23 protein-coding genes and 1 pseudogene are annotated in these 26,494 nt (G+C 50.3%); 18 read left to right on the forward strand and 6 right to left on the reverse strand.

Annotated features, from left to right (window positions below; all coding sequences use genetic code 11):
* The first annotated feature begins 12 nt into the window (after nucleotides 1-12).
* Nucleotides 13-1,398, forward strand: a complete 1,386-nt coding sequence (locus tag LAJLEIBI_RS02185; protein ID WP_040435927.1) for an alanine/glycine:cation symporter family protein — start codon at nucleotides 13-15, stop codon at nucleotides 1,396-1,398.
* Here the strand turns inward: LAJLEIBI_RS02185 and brnQ are convergent.
* Nucleotides 1,395-2,711 (reverse strand): branched-chain amino acid transport system II carrier protein, encoded by a 1,317-nt coding sequence (gene brnQ / locus LAJLEIBI_RS02190; protein WP_050765559.1) that lies wholly within the window; start codon nucleotides 2,709-2,711, stop codon nucleotides 1,395-1,397. The genes LAJLEIBI_RS02185 and brnQ overlap by 4 nt on opposite strands.
* 213 nt (nucleotides 2,712-2,924) lie before the next feature.
* Between brnQ and LAJLEIBI_RS02195 the strand changes: the two genes are divergently transcribed.
* The 4 genes from LAJLEIBI_RS02195 (at nucleotide 2,925) to LAJLEIBI_RS02210 (ending at nucleotide 7,458) form a co-directional block, all read left to right on the forward strand.
* Nucleotides 2,925-3,626, forward strand: coding sequence for a helix-turn-helix domain-containing protein (locus LAJLEIBI_RS02195; protein ID WP_006444675.1), 702 nt, complete (start codon nucleotides 2,925-2,927; stop codon nucleotides 3,624-3,626).
* 15 nt (nucleotides 3,627-3,641) lie between these two features.
* Nucleotides 3,642-4,901, forward strand: coding sequence for a dicarboxylate/amino acid:cation symporter (locus tag LAJLEIBI_RS02200; RefSeq protein ID WP_006444674.1), 1,260 nt, complete (start codon nucleotides 3,642-3,644; stop codon nucleotides 4,899-4,901).
* A gap of 126 nt (nucleotides 4,902-5,027) precedes the next feature.
* Nucleotides 5,028-6,272 (forward strand): 5-bromo-4-chloroindolyl phosphate hydrolysis family protein, encoded by a 1,245-nt coding sequence (locus tag LAJLEIBI_RS02205; protein WP_006444673.1) that lies wholly within the window; start codon nucleotides 5,028-5,030, stop codon nucleotides 6,270-6,272.
* Nucleotides 6,273-6,321: 49 nt separating this feature from the next.
* A complete protein-coding gene (locus LAJLEIBI_RS02210; RefSeq protein ID WP_006444672.1) occupies nucleotides 6,322-7,458 on the forward strand; it encodes a toxic anion resistance protein in 1,137 nt (378 codons plus the stop codon).
* Here LAJLEIBI_RS02210 and LAJLEIBI_RS02215 read toward each other — a convergent pair whose 3' ends face one another.
* On the reverse strand, nucleotides 7,459-7,746 hold the full coding sequence (locus LAJLEIBI_RS02215) for a hypothetical protein (protein WP_147570535.1): 288 nt from the start codon (nucleotides 7,744-7,746) through the stop codon (nucleotides 7,459-7,461). It lies immediately after the preceding gene.
* A 482-nt stretch (nucleotides 7,747-8,228) separates the two neighbouring features.
* Nucleotides 8,229-9,587 (reverse strand): MATE family efflux transporter, encoded by a 1,359-nt coding sequence (locus tag LAJLEIBI_RS02220; RefSeq protein WP_006444669.1) that lies wholly within the window; start codon nucleotides 9,585-9,587, stop codon nucleotides 8,229-8,231.
* Nucleotides 9,588-9,727: 140 nt separating this feature from the next.
* On the opposite strand from LAJLEIBI_RS02220, the gene LAJLEIBI_RS02225 reads away from it, so the two are divergent.
* Nucleotides 9,728-10,255, forward strand: coding sequence for a spore maturation protein (locus LAJLEIBI_RS02225; RefSeq protein ID WP_006444668.1), 528 nt, complete (start codon nucleotides 9,728-9,730; stop codon nucleotides 10,253-10,255).
* A 169-nt stretch (nucleotides 10,256-10,424) separates the two neighbouring features.
* Here LAJLEIBI_RS02225 and LAJLEIBI_RS02230 read toward each other — a convergent pair whose 3' ends face one another.
* Nucleotides 10,425-12,143, reverse strand: coding sequence for a DUF885 domain-containing protein (locus LAJLEIBI_RS02230; RefSeq protein ID WP_006444667.1), 1,719 nt, complete (start codon nucleotides 12,141-12,143; stop codon nucleotides 10,425-10,427).
* 554 nt (nucleotides 12,144-12,697) lie between these two features.
* Between LAJLEIBI_RS02230 and metG the strand changes: the two are divergent.
* The 12 genes and pseudogenes from metG to LAJLEIBI_RS02290 form a co-directional block, all read left to right on the forward strand.
* A pseudogene (gene metG / locus LAJLEIBI_RS02235) lies at nucleotides 12,698-14,605 on the forward strand (methionine--tRNA ligase); the annotation flags it as partial.
* A gap of 118 nt (nucleotides 14,606-14,723) precedes the next feature.
* The gene (locus LAJLEIBI_RS02240; protein WP_006444665.1) at nucleotides 14,724-15,710 is read left to right on the forward strand and encodes a diaminopimelate dehydrogenase; all 987 of its coding nucleotides are present in this window, start codon (nucleotides 14,724-14,726) and stop codon (nucleotides 15,708-15,710) included.
* Nucleotides 15,711-15,823: 113 nt separating this feature from the next.
* Entirely contained in the window at nucleotides 15,824-16,603 is a 780-nt protein-coding gene (locus LAJLEIBI_RS02245) for a TatD family hydrolase (RefSeq protein WP_006444664.1), read from the forward strand.
* Between the two features lie 36 nt (nucleotides 16,604-16,639).
* Nucleotides 16,640-17,515: a 16S rRNA (adenine(1518)-N(6)/adenine(1519)-N(6))-dimethyltransferase RsmA gene (gene rsmA / locus LAJLEIBI_RS02250; protein ID WP_006444663.1), complete on the forward strand. Its 876-nt coding sequence runs from the start codon at nucleotides 16,640-16,642 to the stop codon at nucleotides 17,513-17,515.
* A 71-nt stretch (nucleotides 17,516-17,586) separates the two neighbouring features.
* A complete protein-coding gene (locus tag LAJLEIBI_RS02255) occupies nucleotides 17,587-18,957 on the forward strand; it encodes a citrate/2-methylcitrate synthase (RefSeq protein WP_040435877.1) in 1,371 nt (456 codons plus the stop codon).
* Between the two features lie 85 nt (nucleotides 18,958-19,042).
* A complete protein-coding gene (locus LAJLEIBI_RS02260; protein WP_006444661.1) occupies nucleotides 19,043-19,993 on the forward strand; it encodes an alpha/beta fold hydrolase in 951 nt (316 codons plus the stop codon).
* 166 nt (nucleotides 19,994-20,159) lie between these two features.
* Entirely contained in the window at nucleotides 20,160-21,017 is an 858-nt protein-coding gene (locus tag LAJLEIBI_RS02265; RefSeq protein ID WP_040435925.1) for an aminotransferase class IV, read from the forward strand.
* 17 nt (nucleotides 21,018-21,034) lie between these two features.
* Nucleotides 21,035-21,769, forward strand: a complete 735-nt coding sequence (gene pxpB / locus LAJLEIBI_RS02270; RefSeq protein WP_040435876.1) for a 5-oxoprolinase subunit PxpB — start codon at nucleotides 21,035-21,037, stop codon at nucleotides 21,767-21,769.
* Entirely contained in the window at nucleotides 21,760-22,668 is a 909-nt protein-coding gene (locus LAJLEIBI_RS02275; protein ID WP_006444658.1) for a 5-oxoprolinase subunit C family protein, read from the forward strand. Before pxpB ends, LAJLEIBI_RS02275 begins: the two co-directional genes overlap by 10 nt.
* Nucleotides 22,665-23,453: a putative hydro-lyase gene (locus LAJLEIBI_RS02280; RefSeq protein WP_006444657.1), complete on the forward strand. Its 789-nt coding sequence runs from the start codon at nucleotides 22,665-22,667 to the stop codon at nucleotides 23,451-23,453. Before LAJLEIBI_RS02275 ends, LAJLEIBI_RS02280 begins: the two co-directional genes overlap by 4 nt.
* Before the next feature lie 16 nt (nucleotides 23,454-23,469).
* Nucleotides 23,470-24,240 (forward strand): LamB/YcsF family protein, encoded by a 771-nt coding sequence (locus LAJLEIBI_RS02285; RefSeq protein WP_040435875.1) that lies wholly within the window; start codon nucleotides 23,470-23,472, stop codon nucleotides 24,238-24,240.
* Nucleotides 24,241-24,252: 12 nt separating this feature from the next.
* Entirely contained in the window at nucleotides 24,253-25,134 is an 882-nt protein-coding gene (locus tag LAJLEIBI_RS02290) for a DUF4392 domain-containing protein (RefSeq protein ID WP_006444655.1), read from the forward strand.
* A gap of 9 nt (nucleotides 25,135-25,143) precedes the next feature.
* Here the strand turns inward: LAJLEIBI_RS02290 and LAJLEIBI_RS02295 are convergent, their stop codons facing one another.
* The gene (locus LAJLEIBI_RS02295; RefSeq protein ID WP_006444654.1) at nucleotides 25,144-25,605 is read right to left on the reverse strand and encodes an Lrp/AsnC family transcriptional regulator; all 462 of its coding nucleotides are present in this window, start codon (nucleotides 25,603-25,605) and stop codon (nucleotides 25,144-25,146) included.
* A gap of 368 nt (nucleotides 25,606-25,973) precedes the next feature.
* Nucleotides 25,974-26,450: an ImmA/IrrE family metallo-endopeptidase gene (locus tag LAJLEIBI_RS02300; protein WP_006444653.1), complete on the reverse strand. Its 477-nt coding sequence runs from the start codon at nucleotides 26,448-26,450 to the stop codon at nucleotides 25,974-25,976.
* Between the last annotated feature and the right edge of the window lie 44 nt (nucleotides 26,451-26,494).

Here is a 26,494-nt window from a genome sequence, read left to right on the forward strand (position 1 = left end):
TTATTTATGACAATGATGGAGTACATAAAACAAGTCAACGATGTTCTTCTTGACTTTATCTGGGGCCGCGGCATGCTCATCATCTTTCTTTCGGTCGGGCTCCTTTTTACCGTGCGCACCGGTTTTTTCCAGTTCCGGAAGTGGCGTGTATGGCTCGGGATGACGCTCGGCCAGCTCTTTCGCAACAGGAATGTAAGGCGCACCGATGACGCGCAGTCCATGTCGCAGTTCCAGGCATTTTGTACGGCGCTGGCGGCGACTCTCGGTACCGGAAACATAACAGGAGTGGCGACGGCGCTTATCGCCGGCGGTCCGGGCGCCATATTCTGGATGTGGGTGTCCGCCGTGGTGGGGATGATGACCATGTATGCGGAAAATGTCCTCGGCATCCTTTACCGTTACAAAAACAAAAGCGGCAAATGGGTCGGCGGCGCCATGGTCTATATGGAGCGGGGACTTGGATGCAAATGGCTGGCCGTCCTGTTTGCGGTGTTCTGCATTTTCGCTTCGCTCGGCATGGGCAATATGACTCAGGCCAACGCAATGGCAGGGGGGCTTAAGGAAGCCTTTTATGTTCCTACCTTTGTCACCGGGTTCGCCGCCATGGTGCTGGTAGGTATGGTGCTGTTCGGCGGCGTGCGGCGCATTGCGACTGTGACGGAGCGTCTCGTTCCGGTGATCTCACTTTTCTATATTGCAGGAGGCGTGATCGTGCTGGCGGCGAACGCGTCGGAGATACCGAAGGCATTTCAGCTCATATTTACCGAGGCGTTTAACATACAGAGCGTCGGGGGAGGCGTGCTCGGCTACGGGATGCGCCAGGCTATGAAGACAGGGATCTCCAGAGGCGTATTCTCAAATGAAGCGGGGCTTGGCTCTTCTGTCATGGCCCACGCGGCATCAGATATCGACTCTGCGCCGGTGCAGGGAATGTGGGCGATCGTGGAAGTGTTTATCGACACGATCGTATTCTGCACTGTGACGGCTCTCGTTATCCTTACCTCCGGTGTCTACGACCAGCAGGGCTTTCTTGCCAATATCGCGCGGGGCGTGGAAAATGTGGACGGGACGACGCTGTGCGGAAGGGCGTTTGCGACGGTCATACCCGGCGGCGACAAGTTTCTGGCGCTGTCGATGATATTTTTTGCTTTTGCCACTATTGTCGGCTGGGCCTATTTCGGAGAACGCACATTTGCTTATTTGTTCGGGGAAAGGTCTGCCATCGTGTATAAGGTGATCTACATTGTGATGCTGCTTCCGGGCTGTGTGATAGCGCCGGGACTTGTGTGGGAAATTGCGGATACGTTTAATGGATTTATGGCGGTGCCGAACCTGACCGCCCTCATACTGCTGAGCGGCCAGGTGGTGAGAGTTACAAAGGAATATTTGAGAAATTAAGTTCTGACGACGATATTTCCGAATATACGCCGGCCCCGGGCCGGCTTTTCCTTTGTGAGGATATAGCCTGTAAGTCCGAAGGCGGCAGCGGGCAGCACCCACTGGAAACCGTATTCATATAGCGGAAGGGCGGCAATATTTACCGGTACAGGTAAATATGCACTGACGGTGGACAGTGTGCTCACGACAATGGTCCCAAATGCCGCCAGGCGGTAGACTGCAGTGTTCGGAAGCCATTTTTCCGCCAGTCCCATGAAGACCAGAAGAACCAGCACTGGATATAAAATATTCAGGATCGGGGAAGCCAGTGCCAGTATTCTGGTTATACCAAAATTAGAGATTACATAACTGATGCCTGCAAATCCGAACACAAATGCCCGGTAGCTGATCCGCCCTTTTGTCTGCTTCTCGAAAAAGGAAGCCGAGGAGGACAGCAGCCCGATGGCGGGCGTCAGGCAGGCCGCGCATACGAGTGCGCCGAGCAGGACCATACCTTTCTCTCCGAGCAGTGCCTTTACGATCGCGATGAGCAGCGCCACCCGGTCAATATCTGCCGGAAACTGTGCGCACACTGTCGCGCCGAGATAAGCCAGGCCGCCGTACACTACAAATAAGATGAGCGTGGCGAGAAGGCCGGAGGCGGATATGATCTTAAACTGTGATCTCGTGTCTTTATATCCTTTCTGCTTTATGGTGAGCAGTATGGAGGCTGAGAATATCATGGCAGCCATGACATCCATCGTCTGATAGCCGGCGTTGATTCCGTCCCTGACTGCGGCATGGGCCGCAGACTCAAGTTCGATGGCGCCCAGCGGGGATACGATGCCTTTTATGATGAGGAAGAGAAGGGCGGCAAGTATGAGCGGCGCAAAAAATGTACCGATGATGTCGATGACCTTCGACTGCCTCAGGCAGAACAGCACGACCACGAGGAAGAAAACAAGGGAAAATATCTTCGTGTCAAATGACGGAAAGAAGGGGGCGACGGAAAATTCATACGCAGTGGCGGCAGTCCTCGGTATTGCGATAAGAGGGCCGAGACATATGGCGTTCAGCGACAATATTAATATAGAAGGGAGTCTGCCAAGTTTTTCCGTTATTCCCTCGGTTCCCCTGCCGATCCTGGTCACGACAAGAAGAGTCAGCAGGCTGAGTCCGATATCCATGAGAATAAAACAGAGGAAACTCAGAAACCAGCTTTTTCCGTTCATCAGACCGAGGTAGGGCGGAAATATAAGGTTTCCTGCGCCAAAAAACATGGCGAATATGGCAAATCCGATTATCAATATATTCTTTCTTTCTGTCTTTTTCATTCTGCGCACCCTTTGCTTTTTATTCTGTATTGATATCATTCTATCGTTAAATAATAAACAAAACAAATTACCCGAAGTGTCTTGACAGGAAACATTTCGTGTGTTTATCTATTTATGATAAACTTAAAACATAAATTGCCGTGAAAAAAGGAAAGGAATTATTCTGCCGGGGATTTTTCATGAAAAAGGTGATTTATAGGAAACGGAGGCATTATGGCTATTGATGAGAATGTGGGGAAGAACATCAAGAAGTACCGGCTTGCTTACAAACTGACGCTGGAGGAGCTGGCGAAGAAGATACATAAAAGCAAGTCCACCATGTCCAAGTATGAGAAAGGGCTCATATCTCTCGATGTTGCAACGCTTGAGGAGATCGCGGATGTATTCCAGATATCGCCCGCGTATCTGCTGGCCGTTCAGGATGAGGAGCTGCACAGCAGGCTGGAGCCGGGGGAATTTCTGGACAGGCAGTATATGTACTCCTATGACGGACGGAGCAGGCATATACTGAAAAGTGTCATGGAGAGATACCAGATCCCGGGCTCGGAGCAGATCGGGATACAGCTCTTTTATGACGTGCAGGATGAGGAGAGCTGCGGGAACTGCAAGACTTTTTATACCGGGTACAGCAGGCGGTATGAATTTGTGGAGAATTATAACCTGCAGAATCAGAACAATCCTACGGAGCAGGCGTGGATATGCTGTATCAACAGTCTGAACCGTACGAGCAGGAGGACAGGCATGCTGACAGGGCTGTCCTACAAAACAATGATGCCGGTGGCGATTAAGGTCATGCTGTCGGCGGCAATACTAAAGGAAGATGATGAGCTGATCGCTTCACTGCTGCTCACCAGGGAGGATATAAGGATATCCAGAAAATATAACTTGTTTACAATAGACCAATTCATGGAATAAGAGGGAGGAAACGTTTTGAATACACAGAAAGAAAAGAAAAAGGTCTCGCTGACCGTATGGATACTGGCCGCGCTTATACTGGGGATCGCAGCAGGCCTGCTGCTTCAGAAAAACAGTGATATTGCCGAGACGTATATTAAACCGCTCGGTACGATATTTTTGAATCTTGTTAAGATGGTAGTAGTTCCTGTCGTGCTGTTTTCGATCATGCAGGGTGTTATATCCCTTCAGGACATCAGGAAGGTGGGATCCATCGGAGGCAAGACTGTCCTGTTCTATATGTGCACGACCGCATTTGCGGTAACGCTCGGACTTGTGATCGCCAATGTGCTCAATGTTGGGAGCGGATATACGCTTTCCTCGGAATCGCTGGAGGCGTTTGAAGGCGTGTCGGAGACGCCGTCTTTTATCGACACGATCGTGAACATTTTCCCATCCAATGCCATTCAGCCTCTGGCGGAGGCCACGATGCTGCAGATTATCGTGATCGCGCTGTTTTTCGGCTTCGGCATTATACTGGCCGGGGAAAAGGGGAAGATGGCCGGAGCAGTTGTGGAGAGTTTCTCCGAGGTATGCATCAAAGTGATGGGCGTTATCATCAAACTTTCGCCTATCGGCGTATTCGGGCTGATCACTCCGGTAATTGCCACGAACGGCATGGCTATCCTGCTGCCACTGATGAAATTGATCGGCGTTGTCTATCTCGTATGTCTTGTCCATATGGTGCTCGTCTATTCCAGCCTTGTGAAGGCCATGGCGCGGATGAATCCGCTCACGTTCTTTAAGGGGATGGGCGAGGCCATGATCTTTGCGTTTTCCAGCGCAAGCAGTGTGGGGACGCTGCCGTTTAACATGGAGTGCACACAGAAGCTGGGGGCAAGAAAAGAGATATCAAGCTTCGTACTTCCGCTCGGTGCCACGATCAATATGGACGGAACCGCTATTTACCAGGGAGTAAGTGTCATCTTTATCTCTCAGATCTTTGGCATGAATCTCACGCTCTCCCAGCAGATCACCATTATCCTGACTGCTACGCTGGCATCGATCGGAACGGCGGGCGTTCCGGGTTCCGGCGTCATCATGCTTGCAATGGTACTGCAGAGCGTAGGGCTTCCGCTTGAGGGCATTGCGCTCGTTGCGGGCGTAGACCGTATCCTGGATATGGCCAGGACTACCGTCAACATCACAGGCGACGCGGCATGTACGATATGTGTGGATGCGTCTGAGAAGAGACGTGAGCTGAAGAAAGGTGCCGCCCTTGGCGGCAACGGATAGCAGAACGATGGTCTGTGAGCATTGCAATTTTGCCCTGTTTCCATTATACTTTAGATGATATGTGCAGTGAGGGGACAGCCCGGTAATACGGCTGTTTATGGTATGTGAGAGATCCAGGAGGACAGGATGACAAACTGGGATTGGGAAAGATTCGGGGATGATATCCGCAGGACGGTTCAGGATGCGGTGGATTCCAGAAATTTTGATAAATTAAATCAGACGATCAACGATACGATATACCAGGCGGTGGACGGTATCGGAAAGGGTGTGCGAAGCGCGGGGGATGCCGTGGACAGAAGCATGCAGGATATGGCGCGCCGCAGAGGGCAGACCCGGTACGGCAGAATGCGCCGGGACCGTCCGTATCCGGGACAGTACAGCCGCCCGGAAAGCGACACGTATGACGTTCACACGGAGCAGGTGCCTGCGCTCTATGTAAGGACAGGCGGAGCAAAGGCCGGCGCAGTCATTATGGCAGCAGTGGGTTATGTGCTCGGCGGCGTCCTTCTGGTCGGGCTTCCGCTTTCGCTGCTCAGAGAGCTGGCTGGCGGCAGTTTTAATATGGTATTTCAGCTGCTTTTCGGGGCGGGTGTGATCGTGCTGGCGGGAAGTGCGGTGCTGGCGGCGGCCGGACACCATATCCTCGGTAAAGTAAAGCGTTTCAATGCTTATATAAAGGGGATGGAGGGCAGAGAATACGGGGACATAAAAGCGCTGGCAGAACAGGTTAAGAAGCCGCCGAAGTACGTGGCCAGAGATCTGGAAAAAATGATCCGGAAGGGCTGGTTCCGGCAGGGACATCTCGACAGACAGCGGACATGCCTCATGGTGACGCACCGTGCATACAGCCAGTATGAGGAACTCATGGAGCACACGGAGGAACTGAAGCGTCAGGAGCAGGAGCGGAAGGCACAAAAGGAAGAGACGGCTGAACATATGGACCCGCAGATAAGGGAGATCGTCCGCACCGGCGATGAGTATATAAAGAAGATCCACGAGTGTAATGATGCGATCCCGGGGGCGGAGATTTCTTATAAAATATCCCGGATGGAGACGCTGGTGGACCGGATATTTGACCGGGTGGAGCAAAATCCGGGCTGTGTGCCTGAGATCCGCAGACTGATGGAATATTACCTTCCGACAACGGTGAAGCTTCTGGAGGCGTATGAGGAGCTGGATGCCCAGCCGGTGCAGGGAGAGAATATTCTGTCTTCCAAACAGGAGATCGAAAAGACGCTGGACACACTGAACGCTGCGTTTGAAAAGCTGCTGGACAGCCTGTTTCAGGATACGGCGTGGGATGTGTCATCTGATATATCTGTGCTGAAGACGATGCTGGCGCAGGAGGGGCTGACGAAGGACGATTTTTAAGAGAGAATAGAAGACTAAGACCGGCACGGCCGGACGGAGGAAGAGCGCAATGGAAAAAGAATTTGAACAGTTTCAGACGACCCCGGTTTTGACGCTGGAGCCATTTCAGGAGGAACGGCAGACAGCTGTCCCGGTCCGGCAGGAGGAAGCCCAGGTATTTGACGAAAGTATTTTGACGGAGGAAGAGCAAAAAGCGGTGGATGCTTTTGCGGAACAGATCGATCTGACCAATTCGTCCGTGATCCTCCAGTACGGCGTCGGCACGCAGAAGAAGATGGCAGATTTTTCAGAGAATGCCCTTGAGAATGTAAAGACGAAGGATCTGGGGGAAGTAGGAGAGCTGCTGTCCGGTGTTGTGAAAGAGCTGAAAAGCTTTGACGAGGAAGAAGATAAAGGGTTTTTCGGAAATATTTTCAAGAAGACTTCCAACAAGATAACGGCGATGAAGGCCAAGTATGCCAGGGCGGAGGATAATGTAAACCAGATATGCAAGGTGCTGGAAAATCATCAGGTACAGCTTTTGAAGGATGTTGCGATCCTGGATAAGATGTATGAGGTGAATCTTACTTACTTTAAAGAGCTGTCCATGTATATTCTGGCCGGGAAAAAGAAGCTTCGGGAAGTCAGGGAGAGCAGACTTCCGGAACTGATGGATAAGGCGCAGAGAAGCGGGCTGCCGGAAGATGCCCAGGCGGCAAAGGACCTGGATTCCATGTGCAATCGGTTTGAGAAGAAGATACATGACCTGGAACTGACGAGGACCATCTCTATACAGACAGCGCCGCAGATACGTCTCGTACAGGGCAACGATACGCTCATGGTGGAAAAGATCCAGTCTACTATCGTGAACACGGTTCCGCTCTGGAAGAGCCAGATGGTGCTTGCGCTCGGCGTGGAACATTCTGCCCAGGCGGCTGCCGCCCAGCGGGAAGTGACCGATATGACGAACGAACTGCTCCGGAAGAACGCGCAGAAGCTTAAGATGGCTACCGTGGAGACGGCGAAAGAATCTGAGCGCGGCATCGTAGATATGGAGACGCTTAAGATAACGAATGAATCACTTATATCCACACTGGATGAGGTGATGCAGATACAGCAGAACGGCCGCCTGAAACGCCGGGAGGCGGAGCAGGAGATGATGCGTCTGGAAAGTGAGCTGAAGGAAAAGCTTCTCCAGATGGGATGATCAGGTGAGAAAACGGGTGACCCGGGCCGGAGCATTTGCCTGCTGCGCCTGGTCAGAAGCCTGTTGTCCGAGTATCTGGAGGGCAGTGAAATCTGTCTGAGGGGCAGTCAGATTTACGAGGAACGGATAGTCGTGGACAGATACATTGGTGCCTATGGTATCGATTCCCCGTATGTCTCCGAAGATTTGGAGTCCGGTTGCGGGGTCTAAATATAGTCCGATCTCCGGATGGTTAAACATGTCCGGCTCGCCATCGTGCCTTGTGCAGGTGCGGTCCACTTCTGGCAAAGAGAGCAGGCTCACGTGTGGAGTCTGCTTTATTATGTATACTGATAAATATATCAGGATGCACATAATTTCCCGGTGTGTTTTGCGCAGGAAGAGGGACCTGACCGGTGATGGAGGCCAGCGTATCCTTCATTACCGGTTTGTTCTGGTGGTTGATATTGGGAAGATCAAGATGTGCCATGACATGGTGACTGCCGTATGAGACGATGAACACACTGCAGCCGCTGACCCCGCGGGTAACAATCTGTGTTCCCGTAGAGGGAGGAAGGTCAGGACCCCGCCGATTCGGAATGGCGGATATGGGAGCGGCGAAATGAAACTGGTTTCCCGCCGTACTGAATCCCAGGATAGATTCCCATCCGAGCTGAACACCGTTTTGATTTGTGAGATTGTAGCTGATGCCGTGGCTGCCTTGTTGTGTTTTTTCTCGTGATTGTACAATACATGTTCTTACTCCTTTCACATTTATTGACGGAATCAAATTATGTCTGGGACTTGCGAAGCGCCGGCCAGACGGTCAGCATCATTGTTACGAAGCAGGCGGTTCCCCCGATAAAGTTGGAGACTGGTTCCGCCAGGAACACGCCGTCGGTGCCCAGTCCGCCGAGAGCGGGAAGCAGAAGTGTGAGGGGGATGACGATGACGGCTTTTCTGAACAGGGAAAAGAAGACAGCCTGCTTTGATCTGCCGAGCGCCACGAAGACAGACTGACCCGCGAACTGCAGCGCCATCATGAAGATGCCGAAGAAGTAGATGCGCATTGCAGGGACGCCTTCCCTTATCAGCTCAGATTCACTGCTGAACAGATGGATGAAAAAGTGTGGAAAAAAGAAGCTCAGAGCCCATGCGGTGGTGGAAAACAGGATGGAACATATGGTGGAAAAGCGGATGGCTGAGCGCACCCTGTCATATTTTTCTGCGCCGTAATTGTAGCTCATGACCGGCTGGGCGCCGCTTGACAGTCCGTTTACGGGCATGGTGACGATCTCCCGCACGGAATTGATCACGGTCATGATCCCCACGTACAGGTCACCTCCGTAGCGCTGTAAGGCTGCGTTGCACATGATCTGCACAGAGCCGTTTGTGACAGCCATGATAAAGCCGGACAGTCCAAGGCCTGTGATTTCTTTTACAAGTGCCGCCTCCGGTCTCATATATTTTCCTGTAATGCGTATGACGGCCTTTTGGCCTGTGAGAAAGCAAAAGACCCAGACTGCAGAGACGAACTGGGAGATTACGGTGGCTGCGGCCGCTCCCTGTACGCCCATATGGAGGACAAAGATGAACAGAGGGTCGAGAAGCAGGTTCAGCACAGCGCCGATGGAAACGGTCAGCATGCCGGTGACCCCGAAGCCCTGCGCGTTGATGAAGTTGTTCATCCCAAGGCTTGTCATGACGAAGAGGGTGCCGCACAGATAAACGGTCAGATAAGAGTTCGCGTAGGGGAAGGTGACATCGCTGGCGCCGAAAAGGTACAATAGGGGGCGCTTAAATATATAGCAGAGGGCCATGAGAAGTATTCCGGAGAGGAGCAGCATGGAGAGCGAATTTGCCATGATTTTTCTGGCCCGCTCTCTGTCACCGCGGCCGCGCGCCATGGAAAACAGCGGGGCCCCTCCCATGCCGAACAGGTTGGCAAACGCTGTAATGATCGTGATGACCGGCAGTGTAAGCCCGATCCCGGTGAGGGCTTCTGTTGAGGTGTGGGGAATATGGCCGATATAGACGCGGTCTACCACATTGTACAGTACATTGATGAGCTGGGCCAGTGTCATGGGAATGGCAAGCCTCATAATATTTCCCGCTACGCTTCCCTGTCCGAAATCATTTTTACTGTTCATTCTATCACCGTCCTGTCGTTAGTCTCTCGATCCTTCTAGTATATTCTCTTTTTATTTGCCTTTCAATGGAGTAAATTAACCATAAAGACGCAGGAAGCGGCATATATTATAAATAAGCATTTCATGTAAGGAATTGGTCTATGCGGTTATTCATGTATATATCGGACTTCATTGTCCCCCTTGTGATCTTCGGCATTGTGAGTTATGGAGTGCTGATGAAGGTAAATGTCTATGATACATTCGTTAAGGGAGCCAAAAGTGGGTTTTTTACAGTGATCAAGATCATGCCGACACTGATCGGTCTCATGGTGGCGGTTGGGATCCTGCGGGCGTCCGGGTTCCTCGGCTTCATGTCCGGGATCATCGGAAAGGCTACTGAATACATAGGTTTCCCCGGGGAGCTCGTCCCTCTCACCGTGGTAAAGATGTTCTCATCTTCCGCGGCCACCGGCCTGCTGCTCGATGCATTCAAGGAATACGGAACAGATTCCTATATCGGACTCATAGCCTCTATCAGCATGTCATGTACAGAGACGATATTCTATACGATGAGCGTCTACTATATGACGGCAAAAGTGACAAAGACGAGATATACACTGTCCGGCGCCATGTTCGCCACCTTCGCCGGCCTCGTGGCCAGCGTCGTACTGGCAGGAATGATGGGGTAGGAGGGAGTTGGGGACGGGGGAAATTTAAATTTCCCCCGTCCCCAACTCTTTTTCCCCTGTCCCTGATTCATTTTATGGTGTCCCCTGACAATAAAAAGCCGCCGCAAGTGTTGAACTTGCGGCGGTCTTACTCTGGCCCGGAACGTTTGCAAAATGATCATGGGATATATTACTGGAACATATATGTACGGAGTATATCGAAAGGAGCCGGGCCAGCGGTAAGCACTTTCTTGTGGAAGTTTTCCTGGGTAAAAGAATCGCCCCATTTGTCGATAGCTTCCTTTTTCAGCTCCATAAATTCTACGTAGCCGATGTAGTATTTCAGATAGTTTGCCGGGTCAGAAATGATCAGGTCGTATATGCTTTCTACGGTATTGGCATCTTCGATACCGTACTGACGGAAAAAGGAGACAGTATCTGCCAGTTTCCAGCCGTCGTAGTGTATTCCCATATCTGCAAGTGCATAGAGTCCCAATATAACGGAAGTATTGCGCTGCAGGAGTGCTGCCTGTTCTTTGGGGAGGAGGGCATAATAATAACTGAGCATTTCCGTGTATGTGGCCCAGCCCTCCGTGTAGCCGCCGAAGTTCAGCAGATTGCGGATCGGATCTGGTTTCAGGTTCTGAAAATATACGGTCTGGTAAAGATGGCCGGGATATCCTTCATGTGCCAGTGTTGTAAACAGCGAAAGGTCATCCGGCATATGTCCCTGATTGATATAGATAACGTTGTTCGTAGTGCTGTCGATGGCCGGCACCATGAAGAAGGCGGGACTTAAGTATTCTTCCATTGATTTCTGCACGTATTTGATCTCCGTGGAGACGTCGGGCGGGTCGGGAAAGCTGCCCTTAAGCTTGGATTTCAGATTTGACAGGATGGATGTGGGATCCGTGTCCTCAAGTGAAGGTGCTGCATTTGAAAATGTCTCCTTGGAAGAGGAGGTAAGTATTTGCTGCATCGCGGTAAGGTCTTCCAGTATCTGTGACTGGGTAAGTTCCTTCAGTTCGTTGACGGTGCGGCTGGAGCCGGTTTCCCGTTTGACGACAAGTTCATAGTAATCCCGTCCGTCCGGAAGATAACACAGACCGTTGTTATTTTTTCCTGTCGTGCGCAGTGCCTTAAGAGAATCGGCCAGCTTTTTATAAGAAGGATAAATGTATTCCTTCATATTTTCCCTGTTGCGTTTCACATAATCGTCATAATCTGCTTTGTCAAGCTTCATCGCGTCAAGACGCTCTGTGAAGGAAGAGTACAGGTAGTTGTCATCGCCCATTTTGATGAACGCATTGCATTCATCAATAATGTCGTCGGCGGAATAGGAGGCCATAAAAAGGCCCTTTTCAGATTTGGCCTGCTCGAAAGCAATGATAGACTCGAAGTATTCCGGCAGTTTTGTCATAAGTGTCAGATAAGTATCTATATCACCGGTGCTGTTAAACTGGTATTCGGACAGAAGTACCGGAAGCTGTGCCTGCGTGCCTGTAAGCGGAGCCAGCGGTTCGTCATACAGTACATACCCGGCTTCGTCAAGTGAGGTGCTCAGGTAATTGTCCAGTATATCGTAGGTCAGTTTGTTTTTATCTGAGAGCTGGGCGCGGTTATGGGCGTGAAGTGATGCGAGGGCATTTTCCGCCGATGCGCTGATGGCGGCGGTATCCGTCGAGCAGCTGCCGAAGGAGACCGGCGCCTTGTCAATTCCGTAATCGGAAGGATTTTCCAGTGTATAGTGAAGAGAGATCGTGTTGGAGGAAACTTCCTGACAGAACAGGTTATCTGTGTATGCCTCAAATTCTGCATCTGCACTTTTGCTCCCTCTGGAGCATGACGCCAGAGCGGCAAGGGCAAAGAGGAGCGTGACGGTCAGGAGAAGCGATATTTTTTTACGCATGAAGGCTCCTTGGATGTTTTATCTATAAGTATGCGCCGTAAGGCCCGGGTATGAATATTCTAAGCACTGAATTATCAGACGCTGATCATAAGAACAGCGGCTGTTTTGCGGTGTTCCCGGCTTGACAATTGAATATCCGTATGTTACGATTTTTACCATATTAATGAAAAAGTTGAAATAAGATCATGAGCTATATGTAAAACGCAATGACGAAGAGAGTACGTCTTTTGACATTATACAGAGAAGTCCTGAACCGTGAACGCAGCCGGATAAGACCGGGGCTGCACGCGGGGATGCTGAGAGGGATGGATGAAGACTGACGGAAGATGGCTTCTGAGTGGTGCACCGAACATGAAAATGTATGAGGACGTGTAACGGACGGCCCGCATTTTGTGCAAGGCTGCAATGGGTCCGCCCTTTACTGCGGAAAGAGTGCCAGCAGGCACTTGCTGAGGTCTCTGCCGTGAGGCAGGGATGAATAGAAGTGGTAACACGGGATAACTCGTCTTCTCTGATTTTCGGATTAGGGAAGATTTTTTTATTTCAACGACAGGAGGACAAGTAAAGTTATGGAAAAACAAAAGTATTATATTACGACAGCCATTGCCTATACATCAGGAAAGCCCCATATCGGGAACACTTATGAGATCGTACTTGCAGATGCGATCGCCAGGTATAAGAGAAGCCGGGGGTACGATGTATTTTTCCAGACCGGTACGGATGAGCACGGCCAGAAAATAGAGCTTAAGGCAGAAGAGGCAGGGGTTACGCCGAAGGAATTTGTGGACGGTGTTGCCGGAGAGATCAGGCGTATCTGGGATTTGATGAACACTTCTTATGATAAATTCATCCGTACGACGGATGGATACCATGAAAAACAGGTGCAGAAGATATTTAAAAAGCTGTACGATCAGGGGGACATTTACAAAGGCCATTATGAGGGGATGTACTGCACGCCGTGTGAATCCTTTTTTACAGAATCACAGCTTGTGGACGGGAAATGCCCTGACTGCGGACGGGAAGTGCAGCCGGCGAAAGAGGAGGCATATTTCTTTAAAATGAGTAAATATGCAGACCGTCTGATCGATCATATCAACTCGCATCCTGAGTTTATCCAGCCGGTATCCCGTAAAAACGAAATGATGAACAATTTCCTTCTGCCGGGCCTTCAGGACCTGTGTGTGTCCAGGACTTCATTTAAGTGGGGGATCCCGGTGGACTTTGACCCGGAACATGTCGTGTATGTATGGCTGGACGCGCTGACGAACTACATTACCGGAATCGGCTATGACTGCGGCGGGGATAACACAGAGCAGTTCAGAAAAGACTGGCCGGCGGATCTGCACCTTATCGGAAAGGACATTATCCGTTTTCACACGATATACTGGCCGATCTTCCTGATGGCGCTGGATCTGCCTCTTCCAAAGCAGATCTTCGGACATCCGTGGCTGCTGCAGGGAGACGGGAAAATGAGCAAATCAAAGGGAAATGTGCTGTATGCGGATGAACTTGTTGATTTCTTCGGTGTCGACGCGGTTCGTTATTTTGTCCTGCACGAGATGCCTTTTGAAAATGACGGAGTTATCTCCTGGGAGCTGATGGTAGAGCGCATGAACTCAGACCTTGCCAATACACTCGGCAATCTGGTGAACCGTACCATATCCATGACAAACAAATACTTTGGCGGCACGGTCACTGACAAAGGGGTGGCAGGCGAAGCAGACGCTGACCTGAAAGCTATGACAGAGAGCGCGCCGAAGGCAGTGGAGGGCAAGATGGATGAACTGCGGGTTGCCGATGCCATCACAGAAATATTCAATCTGTTTAAGCGCTGCAACAAGTATATAGATGAGACAATGCCGTGGGCTCTTGCCAAGGACGAGGAGAAAAAAGACAGACTTGAGACGGTGCTGTATAACCTGCAGGAGAGCATCAAAGCAGGCGCAGTGCTGCTGGAACCGTTTATGCCGGAGACATCCGGAAAAATACTCGGACAGCTCGGTGACGGTAAAGTGACCGAAAAGCCGGAAATTCTTTTCGCGAGACTGGACCTTGAAGAGGTGCTTGAAAAAGTAGAGGCACTGCACCCTGCGGAGGAAGAAGTGCCGGAGAATGTCATTGACATCAAAGCTAAGCCGGAGATCACATTCGACGATTTCGGAAAGATGCAGTTCCAGGTAGGAGAGATACTCGAATGCGAAGAAGTGCCGAAGTCAAAGAAGCTCCTCTGCTCCAAAGTAAGAGTGGGAAGCGAGATAAAACAGATCGTGTCAGGCATAAAGGCATACTACAAGCCAGAAGAAATGGTAGGTAAGAAGGTTATGGTGCTCGTCAACCTGAAACCGGCCAAGCTTGCCGGCGTACTTTCAGAAGGCATGCTGCTGTGCGCAGAAGACGCAGAAGGCAATCTGGCACTCATGACACCGGAAAAAGAAATGCCCGCCGGCGCTGAAATCTGCTAGAGGGACACGTTAAAATGAATTGGGGACGGGGGATTTTTCAATTTCCCCCGTCCCCGGTTAAAAAAGGGACGGAGGAAATCGAGAAAACCTCCGTCCCCAACTGAGAGGAGATTGAATTATGGATAAAATCAGAATTGGTATTGTTGGCTACGGCAACATAGGAAAAGGTGTTGAACTTGCGGTGGCCCGCAATGAAGACATGGAGCTTAAGGCTGTCTTTACGAGAAGAAACCCGGCAGACGTCAAGATCGAGACAGAATCGGCAGATGTGAAGCATATGGATGACCTGGCTTCCATGAAGGATGAGATCGATGTTATCGTCCTCTGCGGGGGTTCTGCCACAGACCTGCCAGTTATGGGACCGGAAATTGTGAAAAACTTTAACACGATTGACAGTTTTGATACGCATGCCAGAATTCCGGAATATTTTGAAAATGTGGATAAGGCGGCAAAAGATGGTGGAAATGTGGGGATTATCTCTGTCGGCTGGGATCCGGGAATGTTTTCACTTAACCGGTTATACGCGGAGTCTATTCTCGTGCAGGGAAGTACATACACCTTTTGGGGAAAAGGCGTAAGCCAGGGACATTCCGACGCGATCCGACGCATAGAAGGTGTGAAGAACGCAATTCAATACACCGTACCTGTGGATAAAGCTGTGGAAAGAGTAAGAAGCGGAGAGGCTCTGGAACTTACAACGAGAGAAAAACACCTGCGTGACTGCTATGTCGTGCCGGAGGAAGGCGCAGATCTTCAGGAGATCGAGCGAACGATCAAGACAATGCCGAATTATTTCGACGATTATGATACAACCGTTACCTTTATCACAGAGGCAGAATTAAAGCAAAATCACAGCAGCATGCCTCACGGCGGGTTCGTCATCCGCAGCGGAGAGACCGGAACAGAAGGAAGCCGGCACATTATCGAGTATTCTCTCAAGCTGGATTCAAACCCGGAGTTTACAGCCAGCGTGCTCGTATGCTATGCAAGAGCGGCTTACCGTCTTTCAAAAAATGGAGAAAGCGGTGCAAAAACAGTATTCGATATCCCGCCGGCATTATTATCCATGAAGACGCCGGAGCAGTTAAGGGCAGAACTCTTGTAAGGGACACATTAAAATAAAAAAAGGGACACGTTAAAATCAGTTCGGGACGGGGGAAATTTAAAAAACCCCCGTCCCCAACTTCATTACCGTCCCCGATTATATTGGAGGGTATTATGATTTTTGATACGCATGCGCATTATGACGACGATCAGTTTGACGAGGACCGGGAGGAGCTGCTTGGATCCATGCAGGCGGGCGGCGTGGGCACTATTGTGAATATCAGCGCTTCGCCGCGGTCCTGCCGGGAGGTCGTTGATCTGGCTCGGAAATATCCGTTTATGTATGCCGCTGTGGGCATTCATCCGGACCATGTCGGTGATTTGAATGAGGATTTTTTTAAGGAGATGGAAAAGCTGCTTGCGGACAGAAAGGTAGTAGCTGTGGGCGAGATCGGCCTTGATTACTACTGGGACAACGAATCCCATGACTTGCAGAAGTTCTGGTTTATCCGGCAGCTTGAGCTTGCGCGCCGGCATGATCTGCCTGTAGTCATCCACAGCAGAGACGCGGCGGCGGATACGCTGGAAATTATGAAGGAGCATGCGCAGGGGCTTAAGGGGATCATACACTGTTTTTCGTATTCGAGGGAACTGGCCCGGGAGTATGTAAAGATGGGCTTTAGCATCGGTGTCGGCGGAGTCGTCACATTCAAGAACGCGAAAAAGCTCAGGGAAGTTGTGGAGGATACACCGCTTACTTCTATCGTTCTGGAGACAGACTGTCCGTATCTTGCGCCGGAGCCCAACCGTGGAAAGCGGAATAATTCGTTGTATATCCGCTATGTGGCAGAGGAGATCGCACGCATAAAAAATGTGGATTATGACACGGTAGTAAAGCAGACGGAAAGCAATGCGTCAGAATTGTATGGAATTTCGGACAATTTTGTTGTATAATAAGGAACAGCACATTATTCAGGAGTTAAGTGATATATGAGAAAACCGACGCTGGGAAACCCGCAAAATACCATAGAGATACTGCAGAAATATGATTTCTCATTTCAAAAGAAGTTCGGACAGAACTTCTTAATTGATACTCACGTTCTGGATAAAATTATCCGGGCAGCAGACATCACGAAAGAGGATATGGTATTAGAGATCGGCCCCGGAATCGGAACGATGACGCAGTATCTTGCGGAGGCAGCCGGCAAGGTTGTGGCCGTGGAGATCGACAAGAACCTTATCCCGATCCTTACGGACACCCTGCACGATTATGACAATGTTACGGTGATCAATGAGGACGTGCTGAAGCTGGACGTAAGAGAACTGGCCCGGGAGGAAAACGGCGGCAGGCCGCTCAAAGTTGTGGCCAATCTTCCATATTATATAACAACGCCCATTATTATGGGATTATTTGAAAATGATGTCCCGGTGGAAAGTATCACGGTCATGGTGCAGAAAGAAGTCGCAGACAGGATGCAGACCGGACCGGGCAATAAAGACTATGGGGCGCTGTCGCTGGCGGTCCAGTATTATGCAGAACCGTATATCGTCGCAAATGTGCCGCCCAACTGTTTTATGCCAAGGCCCAGGGTGGGCTCTGCCGTTATCCGGCTCACACGCCATGAGAAGCCCCCGGTCGAGGTAAAAGACGAGAAGCTGATGTTTGATATCATAAGAGCATCCTTTAATCAGAGGCGCAAAACGCTTGCTAACGGACTGAACAATTCTGACAAGCTGTCTCTTGCGAAAGAAGAGCTTATCGAAGCGATAGAACGGCTCGGGAAAGGCCCGGGTGTCAGGGGCGAGTCCCTGACGCTTGAGGAATTTGCAGAACTGAGCAATTATATATACGCCCTGAACCGCTGATGTTATGAACGGATATTTCGTCCGCCGCTGGCGGATTGACAATATGAATAAGGACAGAAAGGATGATGACTATGACTAAAAATGTGGAACATGCATTATTTGAGATCACGCCGGAGATCCAGCAGCTGGCACAATTATGTGAGGACAATAATGCCATTGAAAAAGAACTGTATACCAAATATGAGGTAAAACGGGGTCTCCGCGACGTAAATGGTAAAGGTGTACTTGCCGGACTGACAAACATATCCGATGTCTGCGCAAAAAAAATCGTCGACGGAGAAGAAGTTCCGTGCGCAGGAAATCTGTATTACAGAGGGTACAATATCAAAGAATTAGTCAAAGGGTTCCTGGAAGCGAAACATTATGGATTTGAAGAAATTTCCTATCTGTTGCTTTTTGGAGAGCTTCCGACAGAGAAGCAGCTGGCGGCATATCACGAGACACTTGTGGAGAGAAGGACACTTCCGCCGAATTTTGTGAGAGATGTGATCATGAAGGCTCCAAGCAGGGATATGATGAACAGTCTGTCCAGGTCTATTCTGAGTCTGTATTCCTATGACGCAAAGGCAGACGACACGACCATACCGAACGTTCTGCGCCAATGCCTGAACCTGATCAGCCAGTTCCCGATGCTGATGGTGTACGGCTATCATGCATACAACTACCGTCTCGGAGAAGACTTGTTTATCTATGCTCCGTCACCGGAGCTGTCCACTGCTGAAAATATACTTATGATGCTCAGAGAAGACCGGAAGTATACGAAGCTGGAGGCCAAGATACTGGATATGGCGCTTGTGCTCCATATGGACCACGGCGGCGGTAACAATTCTACATTCACGACCCATGTTGTCACATCATCCGGTACGGATACATATTCCACGATCGTAGCGGCGATGGCTTCCCTGAAAGGACCAAAGCACGGCGGAGCCAACATAAAAGTGACGCAGATGTTTGAGGACATGAAGCAGAAACTTACCGACTGGAAGGATGAGGATGCCGTAAGACAGTACCTGTGCGATCTGCTGGACAAGAAAGCATTTGACCAGAAAGGATTGATCTATGGTATGGGGCATGCGATCTATTCCGTGTCCGACCCAAGAGCAGACATCTTCAAGAAATTTGTAAAGCAGCTGGCGAAGGAAAAAGGCTTTGAGGAAGAATATGCCCTCTATGAGATGGTAGAACATATGGCTCCGGATGTTATCGGAGAAAAGCGCAGAATATACAAAGGCGTCAATGCCAACGTAGACTTCTACAGCGGACTCGTGTACAGCATGCTCGATCTGCCGCCGTCACTTTACACGCCGATATTCGCCGCCGCACGTATCGTAGGATGGAGCGCGCACAGACTGGAAGAGCTTAAGAACGTAGACAAGATTATCCGGCCGGCATACAAGCCGCTGGCGCCCCACCGGGATTATATTAAAATGGATGACCGCTGATACAGCGGTCTTTTCCATCATGTAATTCCGTACGTATGTGAGGCCCGCGTACAGCACAGCCAACTTAGAGACAGGAGAGGTATCAATGAAAAATGATTTCTACTATCCGTCAAGCGACGGCCGGACTAATATACACGCCGTAGAGTGGGTGCCAAAGCAGGAGATAAAAGCAGTCGTCCAGATATGCCACGGAATGGTGGAATACATCGAGCGTTACGATGAATTTGCCGCTTTCCTTACAGAACGCGGAATCTACGTGACGGGACATGACCATCTCGGCCACGGTAAATCGGCTGCCGATGAGGAAAGCCTCGGGTATTTTGATGAGACAAACGGGAATAAATATGTTATCGCTGACATCCACAGGCTGCGGGAACTGACGCAGGAAAAATATCCGGATGTGCCGTATATCATGCTTGGACATAGCATGGGTTCTTTTCTGCTCCGGCAGTATCTGACATCATACAGCCGGGGACTTGCGTGCGCGGTCATTATGGGTACCGGCTGTCAGGGGAGCGCCCTGCTGGCCATGGGCCGGATATTGTGCAGGATCATCGCGCTCTTCAAAGGCTGGAAGCACCGCAGCGTCCTGGTCAACAACTTAAGCTTCGGAAGCTATAACAAAAGATTTGAGCCGGGAGATACGCCGAAAGACTGGATCACCTCCGACAAGGAAAAGTGTGCGTCGTATGTAAGCGACCCCCTCTGCAGTTTTGTGTTTACCGTCAGCGCATACTACCAAATGTTTGCCGGCATGAAAGTGCTGACCAAGAAGGCAAATATGGAAAAGATCAATAAGGACCTTCCGCTTCTGCTCGTCTCAGGCGCAGATGACCCGGTCGGAGATTTTGGAAAGGGAGTAAAAAAGGTATACGGACAGCTCAGAGAGGCCGGTATCCGGGACGTGTCCATGAAGCTTTACGACGGGGACAGGCATGAGATCCTGAATGAGACGGACCGGGAACAAGTATATGAGGATATTTACCGCTGGATTTCCGAAAAAATTGCGAAAGATAAAGGTGGGAACGAAAAATAATTCGGAATCAGACGAGATTTATTGACATTGATTTATTAAGAGAATAGAATAAAACAAAATTTAATGAGCAGGTACACAGACAAAGGTGTCAGAAACTTTGTTTGTGTACTTTTTTTATGCATTTTTTTATGGACAGGGCCAGGCCCGGAAAACGGAGGGAAAGAAAATGAAAACATTAGGTTACTACAATGGCAGATTCGGAGAACTCGATGAGATGACCGTTCCAATGAACGACCGGGTGTCATGGTTCGGCGACGGAGTGTACGATGCGGGACCTTCCAGAAACTATAAAATATTTGCGCTTGATGAGCATATCGACAGATTTTTTAACAGCGCGGGGCTTCTGAAGATTCAGATGCCGGTGACAAAGAAGGAACTGAAGGAACTGCTGCAGGAGATGGTAGACAAGATGGATACAGGCGATCTGTTCGTCTATTATCAGGTGACGAGAGGGACCGGGATCCGCGACCACGTATTTACAGAAGGCCCGGGCAACTTGTGGATCATGCTGAAGCCGGCGGAGATATCTGACGGAAAGGAACCGATACGTCTCGTGACAATGGAAGATACGAGATATCTCCACTGCAACATTAAGACGCTGAATCTCATCCCATCCGTCATGGCCGCGCAGAAGGCAAAAGAGGCGGGCTGCCAGGAGACCGTGTTTTACCGTCCGGGAGGGCGCGTCACCGAGTGTGCCCACAGTAATGTCCACATAATCAGAGACGGCATTCTCGTGACCGCGCCGACAGATAATCTCATACTTCCGGGCATTGCAAGAGCCCACTTGATCAAAATATGCAGACAGCTTGGCATACCGGTAAACGAGGCGCCATATTCACTGGATGACCTGTACAATGCCGAGGAGATCATCGTGACGAGTTCCAGCAACCTCTGCCTTCACGCAGATGAGATCGACGGGAAAGCGGCAGGCGGCAGAAATCCGGAACTGCTGGAAAAAATCAGAGCTGCTCTGCTGCAGGAATTCTATGACGCAACACCGGCAGAACAGAGAGAAAAATAAATGGGGAAGGTGATGTTTTGAGAGAAGTAAAATTTTTGCGCGCAGGAGACCGCGCCATGACCGTTGAGTTCGGAAGAACAGTTGACCCAAAGATCAATGACCAGGTCCATGCGCTTGCCGCAAAGCTTAGGAAAGAAAATATGACCGGTATCAGAGAACTCGTCCCTGCCTTCCGGTCGCTGACCATATATTACGATCCGCTGGAGACTTCCTTTCAGGCGGTGAGACAGAACATACTCTCTTACGGAGACATCTCGCAGGAAGGCGGCGCCGTAAAAAAAAGAATATGGAAGATCCCGTGCTGCTACGGGGCAAGATTCGGATGTGACCTGGCGGATATGGAAGCGTTTACCGGACTTGACCGGGATGAGATCATCGCCATTCACAGTTCGGTGGACTACAAGATCTATATGATGGGATTCCTTCCAGGCTTCGTCTACCTCGGCGGGCTTGACAAGCGGATCGAAATGCCGAGGCTTAAGACACCGAGAGTAAAGATCCTCCCCGGAGCAGTGGGGATCGGAGGCAGCCAGACCGGTGTATATCCCGTGGCTTCCCCCGGAGGATGGCGTCTGCTGGGCGGGACGCCGGTGGAATTCTATGATCCCGGCAGAAAGGAGCCGGTTCTCTGCAAAGCCGGTGAATATATCCGTTTTGTCCCGATAACGATCAATGACTATTATGACATCCGCCGGATGGTGTCCAAAGGTGAGTATGAGCCGGAAGTTGAGGAGGAGAGTATATGCCAGTAAGAATAGTGATACCCGGAGCATTCACAACAGTACAGGATGCAGGAAGATACGGATACCAGTGCTTTGGGATCGGACCGTCCGGCGTCATGGATGAAAAAGCATACGCGGACGCCGGATATCTTGTGGGAAATGAGGCAAACGAGGCAGTGTTGGAGGCAGCCCTGTTCGGCGGGGTGATGGAATTTACAGAGGATACGGTAGTGGCCGTGACAGGGGCGGACATGGAGCCAAAGCTCAACGAAAGCCCTATTTCCATGAACACTCCCATACAAATAAAAGCGTCCGATTCTCTCTCGCTTGGAATGGTAAAAACGGGCTGCCGTACGTACATTGCGTTTGCCGGGGGCATTGACGTTCCGGCAGTGATGGGCAGCCGCTCTACAAATGTCAAATGCCGGCTCGGCGGATATGAAGGGAGAGCGCTGAAGGCGGGAGATGAGCTTCCTCTCGGAACAGGAAAAAGCTATGAGGAAGTAAAAGGAAGAAAGATAAAAGCACAGGAATATCCTTCTGAAATAAATGTAAGAGTCATCCCCGGACCGCAGGACGATTATTTTACGGAAGAAGGAAAGAAGACATTTTACAGCGGCGTATATACCATATCGGAACAGAGCGACCGCATGGGCTGCCGGCTTGACGGTCCTGTGATCGAAAGCAGGAACGGTACAGATATCGTCTCGGATGCCATAGCCCTTGGTTCCGTCCAGGTTCCCGCGGACGGCCGTCCGATCGTTCTGCTGGCAGACCGGCAGACAACTGGCGGATACGCCAAGATCGCCACCGTTTGTTCCTTTGACATTCCGAAGATCGCTCAGGGGAAACCGGGAGATAAAGTAAAGTTTACAGCCATATCAGGAGCAGAGGCAGAGCGGATCAACAGAAAGCAGGTGGGAAGATGACGGACTATTACGACATGAGCCCGCAGAAGGCGAGAAAATTAGTGCGCAGCGGCCGGATCACCGGCCCTACTTCGGGAATGTGCGCGGGATACGCCCAGGCGAATCTCGTCATACTGCCCAGAGAGCTGGCCTATGATTTTCTTCTGTTTACGCAGAGAAATCCAAAGTCGTGCCCGGTGCTGGAAGTGAGCGACACAGGGAGCAGACAGCTGCGTTATCTTGCGCAGGACGCCGATATCGCGACAGATTTCCCGAGGTATCGGATCTATAAAAAGGGGGAACTTGCCGGGGAGTATACGGATGTGGAAAAATTCTGGAGAGATGATTTTGTAAGCTTTCTTATCGGGTGCAGCTTTTCTTTCGAGTCGGCGCTGCTGGACGCAGGCGTACCGGTGAGAAATATAGAAGAAAACTGCAATGTGCCCATGTATAAGACAAATATAGCGTGCACGCCCGCCGGTATATTCTGTGGAAGTATGGTAGTGAGCATGCGCCCTCTTCCCAGGGAACAGGTGGCGGAGGCAGTGCTCGTGACCGGGGAGATGCCCAGGGTGCACGGGGCCCCCATACATATCGGGGACCCGGAGGCCATCGGCATTACGGATATCACAAGGCCGGACTTTGGTGACAGTGTCACGGTGCGCGAAGGAGAAGTTCCTGTTTTCTGGCCGTGCGGGGTGACACCGCAGAATGTTGTGATGAATGTAAAACCGGAAATCGTCATCACCCATTCGCCGGGACACATGTTTATCACAGATGTTAAAAATGCAGAACTCAAATATTAAGCAAGGAGGATGTCTGATGTATACCGTAGATTTAAACTGTGACCTGGGAGAAAGCTTTGGCAATTATAAATGCGGCATGGATGAAGAGGTGATCCCTTATATATCATCTGCCAACGTAGCGTGCGGATTTCACGCGTCGGATCCGGTGGTGATGGCAAAGACAGTGGCTCTGGCAAAAGAAAGCGGTGTGTGCATAGGTGCACATCCGGGGTACCCGGATCTGGCCGGTTTCGGAAGGCGGAATCTGGACGCTTCCCCGGAGGAAGTAAAGGCGATGGTACAGTATCAGGTCGGAGCGCTGCATGCTTTCTGCACCGCTCAGAGAGTGAGGCTTTGCCACGTAAAGCCCCACGGGGCAATGTACAATATGGCGTGCCGGGATCAGGCGCTGGCAGAGGCAGTCTGCGAGGGGATCTTTGAAGTGGATCCGGGGCTCATCCTGCTCGGACCTGCAGGAAGTCAGCTATTGAATGCTGCGGAAGCGTTCGGACTAACGTGTGCCAGAGAAGTATTTGCAGACCGGGCATATGAAGAAGACGGCTCCCTTGTGCCTAGAAGCAGGCCGGGAGCAATGATCACCGATGAAGACGAGGCGATCACAAGAGTCATACGGATGGTGAAGGACAAAAAAGTGACGGCTGTGACAGGCAGAGATATTGAGGTGACGGCAGATTCTGTGTGCGTACACGGAGACGGACCGAAGGCGCTTGCTTTTGTTGTAAAGATAAGAGAAGCACTGAAAATTGAAAATATTCAGGTTGTTCCATTTGGAAAGCTGGACGGTTAGGAGTGAGATGCGATGGACAGTACGGCAAAAAGAAGGACAGAGACGGTGGAGGATGTGGTGCTGCGTTATTCCTGCAGAGGCATGCATATCCTCCGCACATACATGGATGCAAAGTTCTGCAGAAAAGCGGCCTTAAAACTGCTTTCACTGGAAAAAGGGAATATCCTGCTGACAACCGGCTTTTATGTAGACGGACATGCGGAGACAGACGGACCGCCCGGGACAATGGCGCTGGCCGTAGCGCTCAGGAAGCTTGGTTATCATCCCGTCATCGTCACAGATAAATATTGCAGAGGCTTTTTTGAGATGGAAAATCTGGAAGTCAAATATATGAACATTGACGATGGCCGAAACGCGTATGAGAATCTGCTGGAACAATACAGACCGGCGGCCCTCATTTCCATTGAACGGTGCGGGCGAAACGAGGAGAAAGACTATGCAAACATGCGGGGAGCAAGCATTAAATCAAGGACAGCCAGAGTAGATCTGATGTTTGAGAAAGCCGCAGAGATGAACATCCCCACATTTGGAATCGGTGACGGAGGAAACGAGATAGGGATGGGCAATCTAAAAGAAGTGATACGCGCGAAGCTGTCACTCGTTCCGTGCGAGGTGGAAGTAGACACTCTTGTCATATCCACGGTGTCGAACTGGGGAGCTTACGCGCTGGCGGCTTATATGCAGCAGATAAAAAAAATAAGGCTGCTTCCGAAATTTAAAGAGATAAAAAAGTATCTCGAAGCGATCGTAAAGATGGGGAGCGTAGACGGTGTCACAAAACAGCAGACTCTGAGCGTAGACGGTTTTCCGCTGGAGGTGGAGAAAGAAATTTTAGATGCGCTCAACAGGACGGCCCTTCTGGCAGAAGAAGAGGAAGAAAGAAAAGCAGGATAGCTCCTGTTCTCAGACTTCTTCCTCTGCTGCGGGCAGGGAGGAATGTATATTCTTTATCGTGCTGAGCACATAGTGGGTCCTCGTCTGACGTACGCCTGAACGGCCCTTCACCCACTTGTGTATTTCTTCAAGATGTTCAGACGACTTACAAGTTACTTTCAGAAGAAAGTCAAATTCACCGGTTAGATAATAGCATGCGATCACATACGGATTGGCAGTCACATTTTCAATAAAGTCCTCATTGAACTGCGGGTGTTCCATGCTCACTTCGATGAGTACGGTCACGTCATTGCCGACTTTGGCGTCATCTGTGATGATCGTATAGGATTTGATAATGCCGGCAGCCTCCATCTTGCGGATACGGTCAATGACCGTGGAGACAGAAAGGTGGACTTCGCGGCTTATCTCCGAGGCGCGCTGTCTTGCATTGCTCTTCAGTTTTTCAAGTATCTGATAGTCAAGAGAATCCATGGAACAGCCTCCTTTGTATTGTCACAACAATTAAATACATTCTACCACAGGTTAATAAAAAAAGAAAGAAGCCTCTGTCTCTGAAATGGAACTGCAGGAGACAACGGCGAAACCCGTCAGCCGGCCGGCCAACGGGTTTCGTTGTTGTTATAGTTATTTAAAGGAATGAGAGTAAAGTGCGACACCGGGGAATAAAAATTTCCCGGTGCGTTTACTTTATGAGGGGGGAGATAGTTGTGTGTTGTTCAACTATCTGAATCTAGTATAAAATAAAAATGTGACCAAAATATGTTTAAAATATAAAAGAAAGCGAAAGTTTCTTAAGCGATTCTTAAATTCTTATATTTGTTAAAGCCGAAACCGGTCCATCACAATGTGAAATCGATCTTTCCGATCATCAGGCTTGGGATGAACATGATATAATAGCCGTCCGCTATAGTGCCTGTCCCATATCTGCCGCAGTAATAATCAAGTGCTTCCTGCAGGAATTCTTCCGTGACTTCCAGAAATTCTGCGGTGTCATGGCGGTTGCTGCATTTGTGTTCATAGGCGGAGATCAGACCCTTTAAGCCTATCTGCTTATTGTAGGCCCATACTCTGGCCTGGCGCTCCTGCTTCCGGTTGCCGGAGGACGTAAGGTCCACGATGTTGCCCACGGTCGTGTGGTGATGTCCGAGCTCTTCCGCGAGCACACACGCTTTTTCATCTGTTGTCTTCAGACTGGATGAAAGCGCAATATTGTTATCTACATATAAGCCCGAAGTCTTTCCGCTGAAAGTGTAATTCTCATCGATCGATATACCTTCGGCTGCCGCTTCGCCTAACAATTCTTCGTATCTGTTCATTCTATCAACTCCTGTTACCAGTATAGGCGGCCTGTTGTATCATA

The organism is [Clostridium] hylemonae DSM 15053 (assembly GCF_008281175.1).
GTDB classification, from domain to species: domain Bacteria; phylum Bacillota; class Clostridia; order Lachnospirales; family Lachnospiraceae; genus Extibacter; species Extibacter hylemonae.

Bases quoted from the DNA above. Each gene is read 5' to 3' on its own strand.
- LAJLEIBI_RS02185 (WP_040435927.1), top strand. From the start codon at position 13: ATGATGGAGTACATAAAACAAGTCAACGATGTTCTTCTTGACTTTATC.
- brnQ (WP_050765559.1), bottom strand. From the start codon at position 2,711: ATGAAAAAGACAGAAAGAAAGAATATATTGATAATCGGATTTGCCATA.
- LAJLEIBI_RS02195 (WP_006444675.1), top strand. From the start codon at position 2,925: ATGGCTATTGATGAGAATGTGGGGAAGAACATCAAGAAGTACCGGCTT.
- LAJLEIBI_RS02205 (WP_006444673.1), top strand. From the start codon at position 5,028: ATGACAAACTGGGATTGGGAAAGATTCGGGGATGATATCCGCAGGACG.
- LAJLEIBI_RS02210 (WP_006444672.1), top strand. From the start codon at position 6,322: ATGGAAAAAGAATTTGAACAGTTTCAGACGACCCCGGTTTTGACGCTG.
- LAJLEIBI_RS02220 (WP_006444669.1), bottom strand. From the start codon at position 9,587: ATGAACAGTAAAAATGATTTCGGACAGGGAAGCGTAGCGGGAAATATT.
- LAJLEIBI_RS02225 (WP_006444668.1), top strand. From the start codon at position 9,728: ATGCGGTTATTCATGTATATATCGGACTTCATTGTCCCCCTTGTGATC.
- LAJLEIBI_RS02230 (WP_006444667.1), bottom strand. From the start codon at position 12,143: ATGCGTAAAAAAATATCGCTTCTCCTGACCGTCACGCTCCTCTTTGCC.
- LAJLEIBI_RS02240 (WP_006444665.1), top strand. From the start codon at position 14,724: ATGGATAAAATCAGAATTGGTATTGTTGGCTACGGCAACATAGGAAAA.
- LAJLEIBI_RS02245 (WP_006444664.1), top strand. From the start codon at position 15,824: ATGATTTTTGATACGCATGCGCATTATGACGACGATCAGTTTGACGAG.
- rsmA (WP_006444663.1), top strand. From the start codon at position 16,640: ATGAGAAAACCGACGCTGGGAAACCCGCAAAATACCATAGAGATACTG.
- LAJLEIBI_RS02255 (WP_040435877.1), top strand. From the start codon at position 17,587: ATGACTAAAAATGTGGAACATGCATTATTTGAGATCACGCCGGAGATC.
- LAJLEIBI_RS02260 (WP_006444661.1), top strand. From the start codon at position 19,043: ATGAAAAATGATTTCTACTATCCGTCAAGCGACGGCCGGACTAATATA.
- LAJLEIBI_RS02265 (WP_040435925.1), top strand. From the start codon at position 20,160: ATGAAAACATTAGGTTACTACAATGGCAGATTCGGAGAACTCGATGAG.
- LAJLEIBI_RS02275 (WP_006444658.1), top strand. From the start codon at position 21,760: ATGCCAGTAAGAATAGTGATACCCGGAGCATTCACAACAGTACAGGAT.
- LAJLEIBI_RS02280 (WP_006444657.1), top strand. From the start codon at position 22,665: ATGACGGACTATTACGACATGAGCCCGCAGAAGGCGAGAAAATTAGTG.
- LAJLEIBI_RS02285 (WP_040435875.1), top strand. From the start codon at position 23,470: ATGTATACCGTAGATTTAAACTGTGACCTGGGAGAAAGCTTTGGCAAT.
- LAJLEIBI_RS02290 (WP_006444655.1), top strand. From the start codon at position 24,253: ATGGACAGTACGGCAAAAAGAAGGACAGAGACGGTGGAGGATGTGGTG.
- LAJLEIBI_RS02295 (WP_006444654.1), bottom strand. From the start codon at position 25,605: ATGGATTCTCTTGACTATCAGATACTTGAAAAACTGAAGAGCAATGCA.
- LAJLEIBI_RS02300 (WP_006444653.1), bottom strand. From the start codon at position 26,450: ATGAACAGATACGAAGAATTGTTAGGCGAAGCGGCAGCCGAAGGTATA.